Source organism: Streptacidiphilus jeojiense (genome assembly GCF_000719095.1).
Lineage (GTDB): Bacteria > Actinomycetota > Actinomycetes > Streptomycetales > Streptomycetaceae > Streptacidiphilus > Streptacidiphilus jeojiensis.
Map to the genome: position 1 here is coordinate 20,939 of NZ_JOEH01000041.1, position 17,573 is coordinate 38,511.

General features: G+C 70.9%; 17 protein-coding genes. 10 read left to right on the forward strand and 7 right to left on the reverse strand.

Translation table 11 applies throughout. The annotated features are described in order from the left end of the window. The 4 genes from IF29_RS0137330 to IF29_RS0137345 all read left to right on the forward strand — a co-directional run bounded on the left by IF29_RS0137330 (window position 1) and on the right by IF29_RS0137345 (window position 2,901). Window positions 1-702, forward strand: a complete 702-nt coding sequence (locus tag IF29_RS0137330; protein ID WP_037598165.1) for a response regulator transcription factor — start codon at window positions 1-3, stop codon at window positions 700-702. After that, entirely contained in the window at window positions 699-2,153 is a 1,455-nt protein-coding gene (locus IF29_RS0137335) for a sensor histidine kinase (protein ID WP_030265394.1), read from the forward strand. The genes IF29_RS0137330 and IF29_RS0137335 overlap by 4 nt, the downstream gene beginning before the upstream one ends. Window positions 2,154-2,260: 107 nt before the next feature. Continuing rightward, window positions 2,261-2,689 carry a hypothetical protein gene (locus IF29_RS0137340; protein WP_030265398.1) on the forward strand — a complete coding sequence of 143 codons (429 nt, stop codon included), beginning with the start codon at window positions 2,261-2,263 and terminating at the stop codon, window positions 2,687-2,689. Beyond that, window positions 2,686-2,901 (forward strand): hypothetical protein, encoded by a 216-nt coding sequence (locus IF29_RS0137345; protein WP_157624129.1) that lies wholly within the window; start codon window positions 2,686-2,688, stop codon window positions 2,899-2,901. Before IF29_RS0137340 ends, IF29_RS0137345 begins: the two co-directional genes overlap by 4 nt. Window positions 2,902-2,949: 48 nt before the next feature. Here IF29_RS0137345 and IF29_RS0137350 read toward each other — a convergent pair whose 3' ends face one another. After that, window positions 2,950-4,206, reverse strand: coding sequence for a D-alanyl-D-alanine carboxypeptidase family protein (locus IF29_RS0137350; RefSeq protein WP_157624130.1), 1,257 nt, complete (start codon window positions 4,204-4,206; stop codon window positions 2,950-2,952). An 83-nt stretch (window positions 4,207-4,289) separates the two neighbouring features. Between IF29_RS0137350 and IF29_RS0137355 the strand changes: the two genes are divergently transcribed. Continuing rightward, a complete protein-coding gene (locus IF29_RS0137355; protein ID WP_030265413.1) occupies window positions 4,290-4,532 on the forward strand; it encodes an SCO4848 family membrane protein in 243 nt (80 codons plus the stop codon). An 80-nt stretch (window positions 4,533-4,612) separates the two neighbouring features. Here the strand turns inward: IF29_RS0137355 and IF29_RS0137360 are convergent, their stop codons facing one another. The 6 genes from IF29_RS0137360 to IF29_RS0137385 all read right to left on the reverse strand — a co-directional run bounded on the left by IF29_RS0137360 (window position 4,613) and on the right by IF29_RS0137385 (window position 10,055). Next, entirely contained in the window at window positions 4,613-5,410 is a 798-nt protein-coding gene (locus tag IF29_RS0137360) for a succinate dehydrogenase iron-sulfur subunit (RefSeq protein ID WP_030265417.1), read from the reverse strand. Beyond that, complete coding sequence (gene sdhA, locus IF29_RS0137365) at window positions 5,410-7,164, reverse strand: succinate dehydrogenase flavoprotein subunit (protein ID WP_030265420.1); 1,755 nt, start codon at window positions 7,162-7,164, stop codon at window positions 5,410-5,412. Before sdhA ends, IF29_RS0137360 begins: the two co-directional genes overlap by 1 nt. A 28-nt stretch (window positions 7,165-7,192) precedes the next feature. Further along, window positions 7,193-7,669 (reverse strand): succinate dehydrogenase hydrophobic membrane anchor subunit, encoded by a 477-nt coding sequence (locus IF29_RS0137370; RefSeq protein ID WP_030265422.1) that lies wholly within the window; start codon window positions 7,667-7,669, stop codon window positions 7,193-7,195. Between the two features lie 8 nt (window positions 7,670-7,677). Then, window positions 7,678-8,055 (reverse strand): succinate dehydrogenase, cytochrome b556 subunit, encoded by a 378-nt coding sequence (sdhC, locus tag IF29_RS0137375; protein ID WP_030265424.1) that lies wholly within the window; start codon window positions 8,053-8,055, stop codon window positions 7,678-7,680. 312 nt (window positions 8,056-8,367) lie between these two features. Next, a complete protein-coding gene (locus tag IF29_RS0137380) occupies window positions 8,368-9,048 on the reverse strand; it encodes a 2-oxo-4-hydroxy-4-carboxy-5-ureidoimidazoline decarboxylase (protein WP_380523407.1) in 681 nt (226 codons plus the stop codon). A gap of 236 nt (window positions 9,049-9,284) precedes the next feature. Then, window positions 9,285-10,055 carry an SDR family NAD(P)-dependent oxidoreductase gene (locus tag IF29_RS0137385; protein ID WP_030265431.1) on the reverse strand — a complete coding sequence of 257 codons (771 nt, stop codon included), beginning with the start codon at window positions 10,053-10,055 and terminating at the stop codon, window positions 9,285-9,287. A 427-nt stretch (window positions 10,056-10,482) separates the two neighbouring features. On the opposite strand from IF29_RS0137385, the gene IF29_RS0137390 reads away from it, so the two are divergent. The 5 genes from IF29_RS0137390 (at window position 10,483) to IF29_RS0137410 (ending at window position 17,566) form a co-directional block, all read left to right on the forward strand. Beyond that, window positions 10,483-11,643, forward strand: coding sequence for an amidohydrolase (locus tag IF29_RS0137390; protein ID WP_232242791.1), 1,161 nt, complete (start codon window positions 10,483-10,485; stop codon window positions 11,641-11,643). A gap of 174 nt (window positions 11,644-11,817) precedes the next feature. After that, window positions 11,818-12,933 (forward strand): BMP family lipoprotein, encoded by a 1,116-nt coding sequence (locus tag IF29_RS0137395; protein WP_030265436.1) that lies wholly within the window; start codon window positions 11,818-11,820, stop codon window positions 12,931-12,933. 177 nt (window positions 12,934-13,110) lie between these two features. Beyond that, entirely contained in the window at window positions 13,111-14,907 is a 1,797-nt protein-coding gene (locus IF29_RS0137400; RefSeq protein ID WP_084715449.1) for an ABC transporter ATP-binding protein, read from the forward strand. Then, complete coding sequence (locus tag IF29_RS0137405) at window positions 14,904-16,268, forward strand: ABC transporter permease (RefSeq protein ID WP_063757705.1); 1,365 nt, start codon at window positions 14,904-14,906, stop codon at window positions 16,266-16,268. The genes IF29_RS0137400 and IF29_RS0137405 overlap by 4 nt, the downstream gene beginning before the upstream one ends. Next, on the forward strand, window positions 16,265-17,566 hold the full coding sequence (locus IF29_RS0137410) for an ABC transporter permease (RefSeq protein ID WP_030265444.1): 1,302 nt from the start codon (window positions 16,265-16,267) through the stop codon (window positions 17,564-17,566). The genes IF29_RS0137405 and IF29_RS0137410 overlap by 4 nt, the downstream gene beginning before the upstream one ends. The last annotated feature ends 7 nt before the right edge of the window (window positions 17,567-17,573 follow it).

Here is a 17,573-nt window from a genome sequence, read left to right on the forward strand (position 1 = left end):
GTGGTGGTGGAGCTGCGGCACGGCAGGGTACTGGTGGTGGACGACGACGCCGCGATCAGGCGGTCGCTGGAGCGCGGGCTGCGGCTGAACGGCTTCGCGGTGGCCCTGGCCGAGGGCGGTCGCGCCGCGCTGCAGGCGCTGGCGCAGGCGCCGCCGGACGTGCTGGTGCTGGACGTCTCCATGCCCGACCTGCCGGGTACCGAGGTCTGCCGCAGGCTGCGCGGACGGGGCGACGAGACGCCGGTGCTGATGCTGTCGGCACTGGACCAGCTGGAGGACCGGCTGGCCGGGCTGCAGGCCGGGGCCGACGACTACCTGGTGAAGCCCTTCGCGCTGCAGGAACTGGTGCTGCGGCTGCACGCGCTGCTGCGCCGCCGGCCGCCGCGCGGCACCGACCGGCTGACGGTGGGCGGGCTCACGGTGGATCCCTCCACCAGGGAGGCGCGCTACCTCGGCGACCCGGTGGAGCTGACCCGCCGTGAGTTCGACCTGCTGGAGGTGCTGGCGCGGAACGCCGGCCTGGTGCTGACCCGGGATCAGCTGCTGGAGCGGGTCTGGGGCTACGACTTCGAGGTCCGCACCGATGTGGTCGACACCTTCGTCAGCTATCTGCGCCGCAAGCTGGAGGCCGGCGGCCGCCCGCGGCTGGTGCGGACCGTCCGCGGCGTCGGCTTCGTGCTGCGGCCGGAGGATCCCTCATGAGGCTCGCCACCAGGATCGCGCTGGTCACCGCGGTGATCGTGCCGGTGCTGGTGCTGCTCGCGGGTCTGCTGCTGCTCGGCCTGGTGGGCCGGGACCTGCGGGCCGGACAGGACGGGCAGCTGCGGGACCGGGCCGCGGCCGCGCTCCCGTACGCACGCACCGAACTGCGGGCCGCGGCCGCCGGACGGCTGCGGCAGGAGGTCAACCAGCAGGGCCGGCTCGGCGCGGCCGCACTGGACGTCGGGGTACGGCTGACGGCCGCCGACGGCACCGTGCTGGACAGTCAGGGCGCCCAGCCCGACCAGGCGGTACCGCTCCCGGCCGGCACCGGCGGCCCGCAGACCGTCACCGGCGCCGACGGCACCGCCTGGCGCGCGCTGGCGCAGCCGATCCCCACCGGCGCGGCCCAGCCCGGCGGCACCCTGTGGCTCTTCGCCCGGGCCTCCGCCGTGCAGCACGAGGTCCGGACCGTACGCGGCCGTATCGTCCTGGTCGCGCTGGTCGCCGCGCCGCTCGGCGGACTGCTCGCCTTTCTGGTCGCCGAGCGCGCGGCCCGCCCGCTGCGGCTGCTGCGGCGCCGGACCGGAGGTCTCGACCCGGACGACCCGGCGACCCGGCCGCGCCTCAGCGACCGGCCCACCGGAGTGGTCGAGGTGGACGAGCTGGCCGGCACCCTTCAGTCGGTTCTCGCGCGCTACGACGAGCAGGCGGCCCGCACCGCGGAGGCGCTGGCGACGGCGCGGGCCTTCGCCGCCTCCGCCTCGCACGAGCTGCGCACCCCGCTGATGAGCATGCGCACCAATCTGGACGTCCTCACCGAGCACCCCGGGCTGGCCGCCGAGGACCGCGCCGAGATCCTGGCCGACCTGCAGTCCGAGCACGCCCGGCTGCTGGGCACGCTCACCGCCTTGCGCGCGCTGGCCCAGGGCGACCTGGTCGAGCAGGACGCCTTCGGCCCGGTGGACCTGCTGGACCTGGTGGAGTCGGCGGCGGCCGAGGCACGCCGGCGCGACCAGCGGGCCCGGATCACCGTCCGCTCCTCGTCCGGGGCGCTGCGGCTGCACGGCTGGGAGCCAGGGTTGCGGATGGCGGTGGACAACCTGCTGGCCAACGCCCTGGTGCACGGAAGGTCGGCGGACGGCACGGCCGTGATCGAGCTGGCGCTGGGCCGGAACGGCGCCGACGCGGTGCTGACCGTCGCCGACCACGGTCCGGGCATCCCGAGGGACCGCCGCGACTCGGTGTTCGAACGGTTCCGGCGCGACCCGGGCAGCCCCGGCTCCGGACTCGGACTGACCCTGGTCGCCCAGCAGATCACCCTGCACCGGGGCACGGTCCGCTTCACCGAGCCGCCGTCGGGGACCGGCGCGCTGGCCGAGGTCGTCCTTCCGCTGGCCGCCTCCGCGCCCACGCTCCAGCTGCGCAGGGACTGGCTCAGCGCCGACAGCTGACAGCTGACAGCGGCTCAGTCGGACCACAACGTTTCCACAAGGATGCTTCCTACGCTCCCCGCAGACGGGGCGTCACCCGCGCCCCGACGTTGTGGAGGAGACCTGCCATGCCCACCCGCCGTGCGACCCTCACCTCGGCCTTCGCCGGGATCGCCCTCACCGGAGCGCTGATCGGCGCGGGCACCCCGGCCTCGGCGGCCGCCGCGCCGAGCGCCGGCGCCCCGTCCGCCGCGACCACGAAGACCCCCGCCCAGCGCGAGGCGAAGGCCGTCTGCGCCCGCGCCCCCAAGGTCGACGCCCGGATCACCCGCGCGCTGGCCCGGCTGCACGGACCCGCCACCGAGCGGGGCTCCATCGCGCGGCTGCAGAAGCGGGTGGACATCGCCAAGGCGGCCGGGAACACCGCCGTCGAGACCTACCTCAACGACCGGCTGACCGCCCGTCAGTCCATGGTCGGCACGCTCACCACCCGTCAGGGCGACCTGAAGGGCGTGGAGACCTGGTGCTCCGCCAACGGCCTCGGCGGTGCGGAATGACGCGCCGTCACCTGGTCTGGCCGGCAATGGTGGTCGCGGTGCTCGCGCTGGGGGCGTGCTCGCACACGCCGGCGGCGGGCGGTACCGCCGCGCCGTCGACCACGCCCTCGGGGATCTCCAGCAGTACTGTCCAGCAGATGCAGCAGCAGGTCGACGCCGCCCAGAGCGCGGCGGCCGCCGCCGACTCCGACGCCGCGAACGACCCCAACTGACGCCTCGCGCCGCTGTCGAGAATCCGCCGGAACCTGCACTCGCGGCACCTACACCCTCGGCAACGCCCTACGCCGCCGCTTGGCGGCGTAGCGCCGCCGCCGCATCAGCAGTGCGCCGCCCGCCGCGACGGCGACCGCCACCAGCCCGGCTCCGGACGCCCCCGCCCACCCCATCCCGCCGAACCCGGCGGAACTCGCGGCGGCGACCGGCGCCGTCGCGGCCTTGGACGGCGCCGTCACGGAGTCACCGCCGGACCCGGTCTTCGCAGCCGCCGAGGGCTTCGGGGACGCCGCGTCCAGGCTGCCGACCGGGGTGACCTTGCCGTCCGCGGCGAAGCCCCAGTCGAGCAGTTCGGCGGCCTCGGTGTAGACCGCGTTCAGGGCGTGGTCCTGAGGGTTCATCAGCGTCGCCATAATGGTGCGGCCGCCCCGCCTGGCCGCCACCACCAGGGTGTTGCCGGCATTGGTGGTGTAGCCGTTCTTGACGCCGATCAGGCCGTCGTAGCGGGGGACGCCGTCGATGCCCATCAGCATCCGGTCGGTGTTGTCGATCTCGAACGGCTTGCCCTTGGTGTTCGGCCCGCCCGGGAACTCCGCCTTCCAGGTCCCGGCGTACCGGGCGAAGTCGGCGTTCTTCATCCCGTCCCGCGCGAACAGGCTGAGGTCGTACGCCGAGGAGACCTGCCCCGGCATGTCGTACCCGTCGGGGGAGACCACATGGGTGTCGCCGGCGCCCAGCTTCACCGCCTGGGCCTGCATCTGGGCCACCGTCGCGGCCACCCCGCCGTTCATCGAGGCGAGCACATGGACGGCGTCGTTGCCGGAGCGCAGGAAGACGCCGAGCCACAGGTCGGACACCTTGTAGGTCTGGCCGGGCAGCACGCCGACCAGGCTGCTGCCCTCACCCATCCCGGCCAGGTCCGCGTCGGTCACCTTGTGGGTGGCCCTGGTCGGGATCTTCGGCAGCACGGTGTCCGCGAACAGCGTCTTCAGGGTGCTCGCCGGCGGCAGTGCCCAGTGCGCGTTCTTCGCCGCCAGCACCAGGCCGGTCGTGGTGTCGGAGACGATCCAGGACAGCGCGCTCAGCTTGGCCGGCAGCGCCGGCGCGCCAGCCCGGAGCTGCACCTGGACCCCGGACAGTCCCAGCCGCTCGCCGCCGACCGTGGACATCCTGGCCGGCGGTCTCGGCGTGACGGTGCCGCTCGCGGTGGGCGAGGGCGTCGCCGAGGCGGGGGCGAGGGAAACCAGTCCGGCAGTGAGCGCGACGGTACACAGCACGGCCGCGGTACGGAGATCGTTGTGCACCGGTCGACCGTACCCAATCGATGGCAACGACCGAACCACCCCCTGGTAAAAGCACACTAATGGCAGCCCGGGATACTTACCCCATGAGACTGAGCCGCCGCGCCTCCTGGTTCCTGACCGCCTTCGGCGTCTGGTCCCTCTGGATCTGGATCACCTTCTTCAAGAACCTGTGGGCCGACGGTGAGGGCCTCGCCTTCACCAACGGCGACCACTCCCGCCCCACCGCCTACTTCTGGATCCACGCCACCCTGGCCCTGGCCTCACTCGTGCTGGGCCTGGTCGTCGGCTCCCTCGGCGTCAGATCCCTGCGCCGCAAGGCGCACTAAAGGGGCGCGGGGAACTGCGCGACCAGCCATGCACGTGCGTGTACGTCCGGCCGGACAGTTCCCCGCGCCCCCAGAAATCCCTAGAAGCGACGGGTGACCAGCGCCCGCTTCACTTCCTGGATCGCCTTGGTGACCTCGATACCCCGAGGGCAGGCGTCAGTGCAGTTGAAGGTGGTGCGGCAGCGCCACACCCCCTCGCGGTCGTTGAGGATCTCCAGCCGCTGCTCCGCACCCTCGTCACGCGAGTCGAAGATGAAGCGGTGCGCGTTGACGATCGCCGCCGGGCCGAAGTACTGCCCGTCGTTCCAGAACACCGGGCAGGACGTGGTGCACGCGGCGCAGAGGATGCACTTGGTGGTGTCCTCGAAGCGCTGCACGTCCCCCTCGGACTGGATCCGCTCCCGGGTCGGCTCGTTGCCGGTGGTGATCAGGAACGGCATCACGTCGCGGTAGGCCTGGAAGAACGGGTCCATGTCCACGACCAGGTCCTTCAGGACCGTGAGGCCCTTGATGGGCTCGATCGTGATCGGCTTCTCCGGGTTGACGTCCTTGATGAGCGTCTTGCAGGCGAGCCGGTTCTTGCCGTTGATCCGCATGGCGTCGGACCCGCAGACGCCGTGGGCGCAGGAGCGACGGTACGTCAGCGTGCCGTCCTGCTCCCACTTGATGGTGTTGATCGCGTCCAGGACGCGGATCTTCGGGTCCACGGTGAGCTGGTAGTCCACCCACACCGCGTCCGGGTGCTCCTCCGGGTTGAACCGGCGGATCCGGACCGTGATGGTGACCAGCTCGACCTTGCCGGACTCGGCGGCGTCCAGCCCGGCCGAGTGCGGGTTCCCGCCCTGGGGCGCGGCGTCTTCGATCGTGGGGGTGCTCATCAGTACTTACGCTCCATCGGCTGGTAGCGGGTCACCACGACCGGCTTGTAGTCCAGGCGGATGCTGGTGTTCCCATCGGCGTCCACCTCGCGGTACGCCATGGTGTGCTGCATGAAGTTGACGTCGTCACGGGTCGGGTAGTCCTCGCGGAAGTGACCGCCGCGGGACTCCTTGCGGGCCAGCCCGGACACCGCGGTGACCTCGGCCAGGTCGAGCAGGTTGCCCAGCTCCACGGCCTCCAGCAGGTCGGTGTTGAACCGCTTGCCCTTGTCCATCACCGAGATGTGCTTGTAGCGCTCCTTCAGCGCGGCGATGTCCTCCACCGCCTGCTTCAGGGTCGCCTCGGTGCGGTACACCATCGAGTTGGTGTCCATGGACTGCTGCAGCTCGCTGCGGATGTCCGAGACGCGCTCGCTGCCGTTGCCGTTGCGGATCCGCTCCAGCTGCTCGACGACCTGCTCGGCCGGGTTCTCCGGCAGCTCGACGTAGTCGGCGGTGGCGGCGTACTCGGCGGCGGCGATGCCGGCCCGGCGGCCGAACACGTTGATGTCCAGCAGCGAGTTGGTGCCCAGCCGGTTGGCGCCGTGCACCGACACGCAGGCCACCTCGCCCGCGGCGTAGAGGCCGGGGACGACGGTGTCGTTGTCCAGCAGCACCTCGCCCTGGACGTTGGTGGGGATGCCGCCCATGGCGTAGTGCGCGGTCGGCTGGATCGGGATCGGGTCCGTGTAGGGCTCGATGCCGAGGTAGGTGCGCGCGAACTCGGTGATGTCCGGGAGCTTGGCGTCCAGCTGCTCCGGCGGAAGGTGCGTCAGGTCCAGGTAGACGTGGTCGCCGTCCAGGCCGCAGCCGCGGCCCTCGCGGATCTCGGTGTAGATCGCCCGGGAGACGACGTCACGCGAGGCCAGGTCCTTCATGACCGGCGCGTACTTCTCCATGAAGCGCTCGCCGTCCTTGTTGCGGAGGATGCCGCCCTCACCGCGGGCGCCCTCCGTCAGCAGGATGCCCATGCGCCAGATGCCCGTCGGGTGGAACTGGAAGAACTCCATGTCCTCCAGCGGCAGCCCGCGCCGGAACGCGGCGGCCTGGCCGTCGCCGGTCAGGGTGTGCGCGTTGGAGGTGACCTTGAAGAACTTGCCGTTGCCGCCGGAGGCGAAGATCACGGCCTTGGCCTGGAAGACGTGGATCTCGCCGGTGGCCAGCTCGTAGGCGACCACGCCGGCCGTCCGCTTGACCCCGTCGACCTCGGCCAGCAGCAGGTCCAGGACGTAGAACTCGTTGAAGAACTCCACGCCCTCCTTGACGCAGTTCTGGTAGAGCGTCTGGAGGATCATGTGACCGGTGCGGTCGGCCGCGTAGCAGGAGCGGCGCACCGCCGCCTTGCCGTGGTCGCGGGTGTGCCCGCCGAAGCGGCGCTGGTCGATCCTGCCCTCGGGGGTCCGGTTGAACGGGAGGCCCATCTTCTCCAGGTCGAGGACCGCGTCGATGGCCTCCTTCGCCAGGATCTCGGCGGCGTCCTGGTCGACCAGGTAGTCACCGCCCTTGACGGTGTCGAAGGTGTGCCACTCCCAGTTGTCCTCCTCGACGTTGGCCAGTGCGGCGGCCATGCCGCCCTGGGCCGCGCCGGTGTGGGACCGGGTGGGGTAGAGCTTGGTCAGCACGGCGGTGCGGCTGCGCTTGGTCGACTCGATGGCCGCGCGCATTCCGGCGCCGCCGGCGCCGACGATGACGGTGTCGTACTTGTGTACCTGCATGTCAGTCTGCTGCCTCGTCCGTCCGCGCTCAGCTGATGTTCGGGTCGAAGGTGAAGATCACCAGGGTGCCCAGCAGCACGGTGAAGACCGTGGCGGTCACCAGCAGGACCTTCAACCAGAAACGGGTGGTGTCGCGCTCCGCGTAGTCGTTGATGACCGTGCGCATGCCGTTCGCGCCGTGGAGCATCGCCAGCCACAGCATCAGCAGGTCCCAGCCCTGCCAGAACGGGGACGCCCAGCGGCCCGCGACGAAGGCGAAGCTGATCTTGGTGACGCCGCCGTCCAGGATCAGCTGGATGATCAGGTGACCCAGCACCAGGAACACCAGCACCACGCCGGACAGGCGCATGAACAGCCAGGCCAGCATCTCGAAGTTGGTCCGAGACTTGCGGCCGGTCCTCTTGGTGCGGGTGCGCGGGGGCTCGATCAGAAAGGCCGAGGGGTCCGTCGGCCGATCGTTGGTGAGCTCGACGCCGGAGATGGAGCCAGTGGTTTCAATAGCCATTTCTCGCCTCACCCGAACCAGTTGCGGAGGGTTTCCTGCAGGATCGGGTAGAAGGCACCAGCCATCAGCACGACCCACACGGTCACTACGGTCCAGAGCATCTGGCGCTGGTACTTCGGGCCCTTGGCCCAGAAGTCCACCGCGATGACCCGCAGGCCGTTCAGCGCGTGGAACAGGATGGCGGCCGTCAGGCCGTACTCCATCAGGTTGACGGGCCAGGTCTTGTACGTCGCGATCGTGCTGTTGTAGGCCTGCGGTGAGACCCGGACAAGAGCGGTGTCGAGGACGTGGGCGAACAGGAAGAAGAAGATGAGGACGCCGGTGACTCGATGAGCCACCCACGACCACATGCCTTCCCGGCCGCGGTACAGCGTTCCAGCCGGCACGGAACAACCCTCCGGAAGCGGGGCGGGGGCTCGGCCGGCATCAGTGTCGGTCGTCAGCCCGGCCGGGTATGGTCCACCGGCCCCGGCCATCGTAGCCACGGGAACCGGCGGTCAGCCCGCCGGGGGTCGACCGGATGATCAAACAGCCCTGCCCGGCGTAACGGCCGCCCGGGTCGGCGGCCCGCTCCGGCCGTCGCCCCGTGCCGGATCCGCGCCTCGGCCTGCGGCGCACCCGCGCCGGCGGGCTCCGGTCCAGGTCAGCCGGGACACGCCGCGGCCCGCCGGGGTGTGGGGGAGATCACCCCCGTTGTCTCACGATGCCGCCGAGGCGTGAGACGCCACCAGATGCTCCAGCCGGTGCAGGGCGATCCGGCGCAGTTCCTCGGCCGCCGTACTGCGCTCCTCGTCGGGGTCGTTGCCGAGCCGGGCGCGCAGGCTGACCAGGACCTGGTCCAGCATCTCCTCGGCCGGGCAGTCGTCCAGGCTGACCACGAAGACATGGCCGAAGCGCGCCTCGTAGGCGGCGTGGGCCGCCTGCAGCGCGGTGTGCGCGGCCTGGCTGCCGGGCGCCCGCATCCCCAGCAGCGGCTGGGGCATGCTGCTCTCGTCCGCCAGAGCCTCCGTCAGATCGGTGTGGGACAGGTCGTAGGAGGCCTCGCTGGCGGCGGCCAGCAGCGAGGACACGGTCGGGTAGGGACGGTGCACGGCCAGCCGCAGGGCCCAGCGGCGGCTGCCGCAGCAGGCCAGCAGCGCCTCCTCGGCCGCGCCGAAGTCCGCGTCGTTGAAGCGCCGCAGCCCCGACGGCAGCCCGGACACCGCCACCACCGGACCGGCGACCTGACCGGGGGTCGGCTCGACGGCGGGTGCTGCGGCGGGGGGCATGCTGTCGGCGGGCTTGTTGTCCGGTTTCGGCTGCGCCGGGATGTCGCCGGTCAGCGGGTCCTCCTCGGTCGAACGGGGTGAGGGCGCTTGGAGACTGGTGCGGTTCGCCATGCCCCTCTTCTAAGGGCACCGACGGTGGAGCGACAGGACCGGTTGCGTGGCGCGGATGGGGCTGCGGGGCCGCCTGAGCACCCGGAGGCCTTGCGGGGCAAGGCTCTCCGAGTCTGCGGCACGGTTTTCCCAGAGATAAGGATTCACTCGAATCGGCTATCAAGTCGAGACCCTTACCGCCGAATGATGGGACGGCTTCGTACGGGTGAACGAGGCTCGTCGGCCGTCGCGGACGGCTAGGGCTTGCGGGCGACCTTGTGCGCGGCCGCCTGCGCGAGCGGACGGACCACCAGCAGGTCCACGTTGACGTGCGCGGGACGGGTGACCGTCCAGGCGATGGTGTCGGCGACGTCGTCGGCGGTGAGCGGCTCGGCCACGCCGGCGTAGACCGAGGCGGCCTTGTCGGCGTCGCCGCCGAAGCGGGTGAGGGCGAACTCGTCGGTCCGCACCATGCCGGGGGCGATCTCGATCACCCGGACCGGTTCGCCGACCAGTTCGAGCCGCAGCGTGCCGGCGATGGCGTGCGCGCCGGCCTTGGCCGCGACGTAGCCGCCGCCGCCCTCGTAGGGGACGAAGGCCGCGGTGGAGGAGAGCACCAGCACCGTCCCCGCCCCCGTCTCGGCCCCGCCGGCCCGCAGCGCGGGCAGCAGCGCCTGGGTCATGTGCAGCACGCCGAGCACGTTGACCTCGTACATCCGGCGCCAGTCGGCCGGGTCGCCGTCGGCGACGGACTCCGCGCCGAAGGCTCCGCCGGCATTGTTGACCAGCACGTCGACCCGGTCCAGGGAGGCCGCGAAGGCGTCCACGGCGGCACGGTCGGTGACGTCGAGGACATGGGCGGAGGCCGCCGCGCCGATCTCCTTCGCCAGTGCCTCGATCCGCTCGGCCCGGCGGGCCACCAGCACCACCCGGAACCCCTCCGCCGCGAGCCGCCGCGCGGTGGCGGCGCCGATGCCGCTGCTGGCGCCGGTCACCACGGCGACCTGTTCGATGTGCTGACCTGCCATGTCCTGACTCCTCCGGTCTCGTGCCCGTGCCCGGATCATCGTAGGCGGCGGGTCCGACAGCGGGTCCGACAGCGGTCCGACAGCGGGGGGACCCCTTCGGCCGACGCCGCGTCAGTACGGCCTCCTTCCCCGCGCGGTGACCGCTGCGTGATCCAGATCACCGGCGAGCGGGCGTGTCCTGGGGGGCGGACGATCGTTTGGCCGACTGTCCGGGTCAAGCAGGCGGGGAGCGAACCATATGTCATACCCAGCGACGGCCGGTCCAAGCGCCGGGCGGGCGGGTTCCTCCCCGTTCGGCGGTAACGATTCCGGAGATCTCCTGCCCCAGCCGCCCCAGGGTCGTAGGCTCGTTGAGGTGAGCCAGTCAGTTGACGGTGCGTCCGCCTCCCCGCAGAAGTCCCTTCCCACCTCTCCCTTTCGCGCGCGCGTGCGAGCCCTGCTGCCGGAGCTGATCGAGGTGCGCCGGGACCTGCACCGGCACCCGGAGCTCGGCCGGCAGGAGGTCCGCACCACCGCCCTGCTGAAGGAGCGGCTGGAGCAGGCCGGGCTCCAGCCCTGGGTGCTCCCCGGCGGCACCGGACTGATCTGCGACCTGGTCCCGGAGGGGGCCGCGGCCGACGCCCCGTTCCTGGCCTTCAGGGCCGACATCGACGCGCTGCCGATCGAGGACGCCAAGCCGGACACCGTCCCCTACCGCTCCACGGTCCCGGGCCGTACCCACGCCTGCGGTCATGACCTGCACACCTCGATCGTGCTGGGCCTCGGCCTGCTGCTCGCCGAGGAGCGCAGCGCCGGCCGGCTGGCCCGTCCGGTGCGGCTGATCTTCCAGCCCGCCGAGGAGGTCATGCCCGGCGGCGCGCTGGACGTGATCGCGGCCGGCGGGATGGAGCGGGTCGAGCGGATCTTCGCGGTGCACTGCGACCCCAAGGTCGACGTCGGCCGGATCGGGCTCAAGGTCGGCGCGATCACCTCCGCCTGCGACCGGCTGGAGATCACCCTGGACGGCCCCGGCGGCCACACCGCCCGCCCGCACCTGACCACCGACCTGGTCGGTGCGGTGGCCGGCACCGCGGTCGAGCTGCCGGGACTGCTCGGACGCCGGATGGACCCGCGCTGGGGCGTCAGCCTGGTGTGGGGGCGGATCGCCTCCGGCTCGGCGGCCAATGTCATCCCCCAGCGCGCCGAACTGGAGGGCACGGTCCGCTGCCTGGAGCTGGACGGCTGGCGCGAGGCGCCGGGCGCGATCGAGGAGCTGGTCGGCCAGATCGCCGAGACGTACCGGGCCAAGTGGGTGCTCGACTACCACCGGGGCGTCCCCCCGGTGGTGAACGAGGCGGTCTCGGTGGGGATGCTCAGCGAGGCCATGGACCGCTGCTTCGGCCCCGGGCAGGTCGAGGGCACCGAGCAGAGCCTCGGCGGCGAGGACTTCTCCTGGTACCTGGAGCAGGCCCCCGGCGCGCTGGCCCGACTGGGCGTCCGTGGGCTCGACGAGTCGGGCTCCCGGGACCTGCACCAGGGAACCTTCGACGCCGACGAGGGCGCCATCGGCGTGGCTCTGGAGCTGTTCACCGCGCTTGTGCTGGGATGATGCACAACCGGCGAACAAGAGGGGCCGGGTAGCCCGCAAACGCACTCCGCAAGGGTGGATTGCGACGATCTGATAACGCCCAGGCGTACGTAACACAATCGTGTTCTACGCGCGTTAACGTCGCATTCAATCCGCGCCGGACCGGTGCGCGGGCTCTTGTCGGGAGGAACTGTGATGAGGAAGCCCCTCGCGCTGGTGGCGGTAGCGGCAGCGGTCGCGCTGACGGCGACGGCCTGTGGATCGAAGCCCGTTTCGACGTCGGGTTCGGGCTCCAGCTCGTCCGCCGCAACTGGTTCCAGCACCGCCGCCGGCGCCGCCTTCAAGGCCTGCATGGTCACCGACACCGGCGGTCTGGACGACCACTCCTTCAACGCCGAGTCCTGGGCCGGCATGCAGGACGCGGCCAAGGCCGACCCCAACATCACCGTGCAGAACGCCACCTCCGCCACGGAGAACGACTACGCCAGCAACATCGCCGGCTTCGTCTCGGCCGGCTGCAAGATGATCGTCACCGTCGGCTTCGCGATGAACGACGCGACCGTCGCCTCGGCCAAGAAGAACACCAGCCAGAACTACGCCATCGTCGACAACTCGTCGACCGGCTCGCAGATCAAGGGCCTGGAGTTCAACACCGCCCAGGGCGCCTTCCTCGGCGGCTACTTCGCCGCGGCGGAGACCAAGACCGGCAAGGTCGCGACCTTCGGTGGCGCCAACTACCCGACCGTGACCGTCTACATGGACGGCTTCTGGGAGGGCGTGCAGTACTACAACCAGAAGCACGGCACCAAGGTCCAGGTCCTCGGCTGGGACGAGAACAAGCCGAAGAGCGGCACCTTCGACCCGACCCAGAGCTTCACCGACCAGGCCGGCGGCAAGCAGATCGCGGCCACCTTCCAGGCCCAGGGCGCGGACATCATCTTCCCGGTCGCCGGCGGCACCGGCATCGGCGCGCTCGCCCAGGCCAAGGCCAGCGGCGGCAAGCTGAACGCCATCTGGGTCGACGACGACGGCGCGATCTCCAACTCCGCCTACGCCTCGGTCATCATGACCTCGGTGACCAAGGGCATCGCCAGCGCGGTCACCTCGGTCGTCACCGACTCCGCCAAGGGCACCTTCTCCTCGACCCCGTACATCGGCACCCTGGCCAACGACGGCACCGGCCTGGCCCCGTACCACGACTTCCAGTCGAAGGTCCCGGCCACGCTGACCACCGAGCTGGCCCAGGTCAAGCAGGACATCATCAGCGGCACCATCAAGATCACCTCGAAGAACCAGCCCACCGCCGGCTGATCGAGGAGTTCCCCGGAGCGGGCGCGCCACAGAGCGCGCCCGCCCCGTTCTTGTATCCGGCCTCCCTTAATCCCGTCCTCCCTGTCACCGTGGTCCGAGCGGCCCCGGGCAGCTTCCGCCGATCGGCAATGATGCGCGGCGTGAGGGGTGCTGCGCCCCAAAAAATTTGGAGTTGAAGTGCGTCTTGAATTGCGCGGCATCACCAAGCGATTCGGTTCGCTGGTCGCCAACGACCACATCGACCTGACCGTCGAACCAGGTGAGATCCACTGCCTGCTGGGGGAGAACGGGGCCGGCAAGTCGACGCTGATGAACGTCCTCTACGGGCTCTACCAGCCGGAGGAGGGCCAGATCCTGGTCGACGGCGAGGTGAAGACCGTCAGCAGCCCCCGCGACGCGATCGCCAACGGCATCGGCATGGTGCACCAGCACTTCATGCTGGTCCCGGTGTTCACCGTCGCGGAGAACATCATCCTCGGCGACGAGGCGGAGCTGGGCGCCCACCCGGGACCGCTCGGCCTGCTGGACCGGCGCCGGGCCCGCAAGCACGTCCGCGAGGTCTCGGAGCGCTACGGCCTCCCGGTCGACCCGGACGCGCTGGTCGGCGACCTGCCGGTCGGCGTCCAGCAGCGGGTGGAGATCGTCAAGGCGCTGGTGCGGGACGCCCAGACGCTGATCCTGGACGAGCCCACGGCGGTGCTGACCCCGCAGGAGATCGAGGACCTCTTCGTGGTCATGAACTCGCTGCGCGAGGCCGGGAAGTCCATCGTCTTCATCACCCACAAGCTCAAGGAGGTCAAGGCGATCGCCGACCGGATCACCGTGATCCGCCGCGGCGCGGTCGTCGGCGAGGCCTCGCCCTCCTCCAGCGAGCAGGATCTGGCCTCGATGATGGTCGGCCGCTCGGTCCGCCTGGTGGTGGACAAGCAGCCGAACACCCCCGGCGCCGACTCCTTCAAGGTCGAGCACCTGACCATCCGCGACCAGCACGGCAACGCCGCGGTCGACGACGTCTCCTTCACCGTGCGGGACGGGGAGATCCTCGGCATCGCCGGGGTGCAGGGCAACGGCCAGTCGGAGATCGCCGAGGCGATCCTCGGCCTGGTCCCGGTCGAGTCCGGATCGATCAGCCTGGACGGCAGGGAGCTGGTCGGGCTGAGCCCGCGTCAGGCCCTGGACGCCGGGATCGGCTTCGTCCCCGAGGACCGCGGGCACGACGGGGTGGTCGGCGAGTTCAGCATCGCCGAGAACCTGGTGCTCGACCTCTACAAGTCGGCGCCGTTCGGCAAGGGACTGTCGATCGACCTGGCCGAGATCGAGAAGAACGCGAAGAACCGGATCGAGGAGTTCGACATCCGGCCGACCACCCCCGGGCACCCGGCGGGCAAGCTCTCCGGCGGCAACCAGCAGAAGGTCGTGGTGGCCCGCGAGCTCTCCCGGCCACTGCGGCTGCTGGTCGCCTCCCAGCCCACCCGCGGTGTGGACGTCGGCGCGATGGAGTTCATCCACAAGCGCATCGTCGCCGAGCGGGACGCGGGCCGGCCGGTCGTGGTGGTCTCCACCGAACTGGACGAGGTGCTCGCGCTGGCCGACCAGGTCGCCGTGATGTACCGCGGCAAGATCGTCGCCACCGTCTCCCCGGAGACCACCCGCGAGGAGATCGGCCTGCTGATGGCTGGCATCACCGGCGACGGCACCGCCACCGCGAAGGGCGGGAGGCCTGCGGCTGCGGCTGACCCCGCCGAGGCCGAGGCACCTGCGGCCGACGCCGCTCAAGCCGAGGCCACTGCGGTCGGCGCCGCTGCTTCTGACGCCGCTGCTTCTGACGCCGCTGCTTCTGACGCCGCTGCTTCTGACGCCGCTGCTTCTGACGCCGCCGCGCCTGAAACTGACGCCGCCGCACCTGACGCCGCCGCCCCCGAAGCCGCCACTCCTGACGCCACCACGACCCCCACGGAGGAGGCGACCTCATGACCACGCCCACCCCGGATCAGAGCGCAGCCAAGGACACACCCCCCGCGGAGGCCACCGCCTCCGCGCCCGGGACCTCCGCGCCGCCGGCACCTGCGGCGGACCGCAGCTACGCCACCGTCATCCGCAACGTCTTCACCGCCGAGAACAGCGCCATGGTCACCTTCCTGGCCATCGTGCTCTCGCTACTCGTCGGCGCGGTGCTGATCGTGGTGTCGAACACCGCGACGATGGACAAGGCCGCCTACTTCTTCGCCAGCCCGGGCGACTTCCTCTCCTCCGCCTGGGACAACATCTCTAGCGCCTACTCCGCGCTGTTCAAGGGCGCGATCTTCGACCCGGCGACGGTGTCCGGCACCCCGTCCCAGTTCTTCGGGCCGATCACCAACACCCTGGAGTACGCCACCCCGCTGATCTTCGGCGGTCTGGGCATCTCGGTCGCCTTCCGGGCCGGGATGTTCAACATCGGCGGCCAGGGCCAGACCATCATCGGCGCCATCTTCACCTCCTACGTGGCCTTCGAGTGGACCTCGCTGCCCGGCGCGCTGCACCTGATCGTCGCGGTGCTGGCGGGTCTGGTCGGCGGCATGCTCTTCGGCGGTGTGGTCGGCTGGCTCAAGGCCAAGCGGGGCGCGCACGAGGTGATCGTCACGATCATGCTCAACTACGTGGCCTCGATGTTCCTGGTCGGCTGGGTACTGAAGAGCTCGCTGTTCCAGGACCCGAGCCACGCCGGCCAGTCGATCTCCAAGCCCGCCGAGGCGGACGCGGTGCTGCCGCACCTCTTCGGCTCCGGTCTGAACACCGACATCGGCCTGCTGCTCGCGCTGGCCGCGACCTTCGTGGTGGCCTGGTTCTTCAAGCGCTCCAAGCTCGGCTTCGAGGTGCGGGCCGTGGGCCTCACCCCGAGCGCCGCGCGGACCGCCGGAATCAAGGTCGGCCGGGTGCAGATCGCCTCGATGCTGATCTCCGGCGCGCTGATGGGCATGATCGGGGTGACCCAGACCCTCGGCCTGGCCAACCCCAACAACAACGCCATCGCCGGCAGCATCGACGCCGGCCTCGGCTTCACCGCGATCACCGTCGCGCTGCTCGGACGCACCCGGCCGTGGGGCGTGGTGCTGGCCGCACTGCTCTTCGGCGCGCTGCAGGCCGGCGGCTCGGCGATGCAGACCAACGCCCAGGTCTCGATCGAGATCATCACGGTGGTCCAGGCGCTGATCGTCATCTTCGTCGCCGCCCCCCGGCTGGTGAAGGAGATCTTCCGGCTCCGCGCCACCAAGATCGAGACCACGGCCGGTCCCCAGGCCACCCCGCCCAGCCCCGATCCCTTCCACACCACCACCGTCGGAGGCCAGGCATGACCACCGCTTCGACCCTGACCGGGTCCGACAAGACGGACGCCCCGCTGGTCAAGAACGACCGTTCCAAGCTGGTCGGCGGAATCGCCCAGGCGGTCGTCGGCGTCTACGCGCTGTGGCAGTTCGGCCTCGCCGCGCGCACCGGCCACGGCGCGCACACCCTGTTCAACCTCAAGCTCGACCCCACCTCCAGCGGTCCGGGCCCGATCTCGGCCCCCGCCGAGCCGGTGGCCATCGCGCTCGCGGTGATCGCCATCGCCTGCGGCTTGGTCCGGGCCTTCGCCCCGATCAGCGCCAAGGTCCAGCGCTGGCTGGCGGTGGGCTACTTCACCTCCTTCGTGCTGGCCTTCCTGGTCTGGGCCGCGGCCGGGTCCAGCATCGGGCTGAACGTTCCCTCGATCATCCAGCAGACCTCGATCGCGGCCGTCCCGCTGATCCTGGGCTCGCTCAGCGCGCTGCTCTGCGAGCGCTCCGGCGTGGTCAACATCGCCGTCGAGGGCCAGTTCCTCTTCGGCGCCTTCGCGGCGGTGCTCACCTCGTCGATGACCCACTCGGTCTGGGCCGGGCTGGTCGCGGGCTGCCTCGGCGGAGCGCTGATGTGCGCACTGCTCGCGGTCTTCGCCAACCGGTACCTGATCGAGCAGGTCGTCCTCGGCGTGGTGCTCAACCTGCTGGCGTCCGGCATCACCGGCTTCCTCTACGACCGGCTGATGTCGACCGACGGGGCCACCTACAACACCCCGCCCAGCTTCTCCGCCATCGCCATCCCCGGCCTGTCGAAGATCCCGGTGATCGGCGAGGCGCTGTTCGACCAGAACATACTGTTCTACGCGGCGTACCTGCTGGTGCCGGTGGTCTGGTTCCTGCTCTTCCGCACCCGCTGGGGCCTGCGCACCCGTGCGGTCGGCGAGCACCCGGCCGCGGCGGACACCGTGGGCATCAAGGTGGTCGGACTGCGCTACCGCAACGTCATCACCGCCGGTCTGCTCTCCGGCCTCGGCGGGGTCTGGCTGACCCTCGGCCTGTCCACCGCGTTCGTCAAGGACATGAGCAACGGCCAGGGCTACATCGCCATCGCGGCACTGATCGTCGGCCGCTGGTCGCCGATCGGCTCGCTGGGCGCGGCCGTGCTGTTCGGCTTCGCCACCGAGCTGAACCTGGCGCTCTCCTCGCTGGGCACCCCGATCCCCAGCGCCTTCCTGCAGATGGCTCCGTACCTGGTCACCATCTTCGTGGTGGCGGCGCTCGGCGGCCTGGCCCGGCCGCCGGCGGCGTCCGGCAAGCCCTACATCAAGGGCTGACGGACAA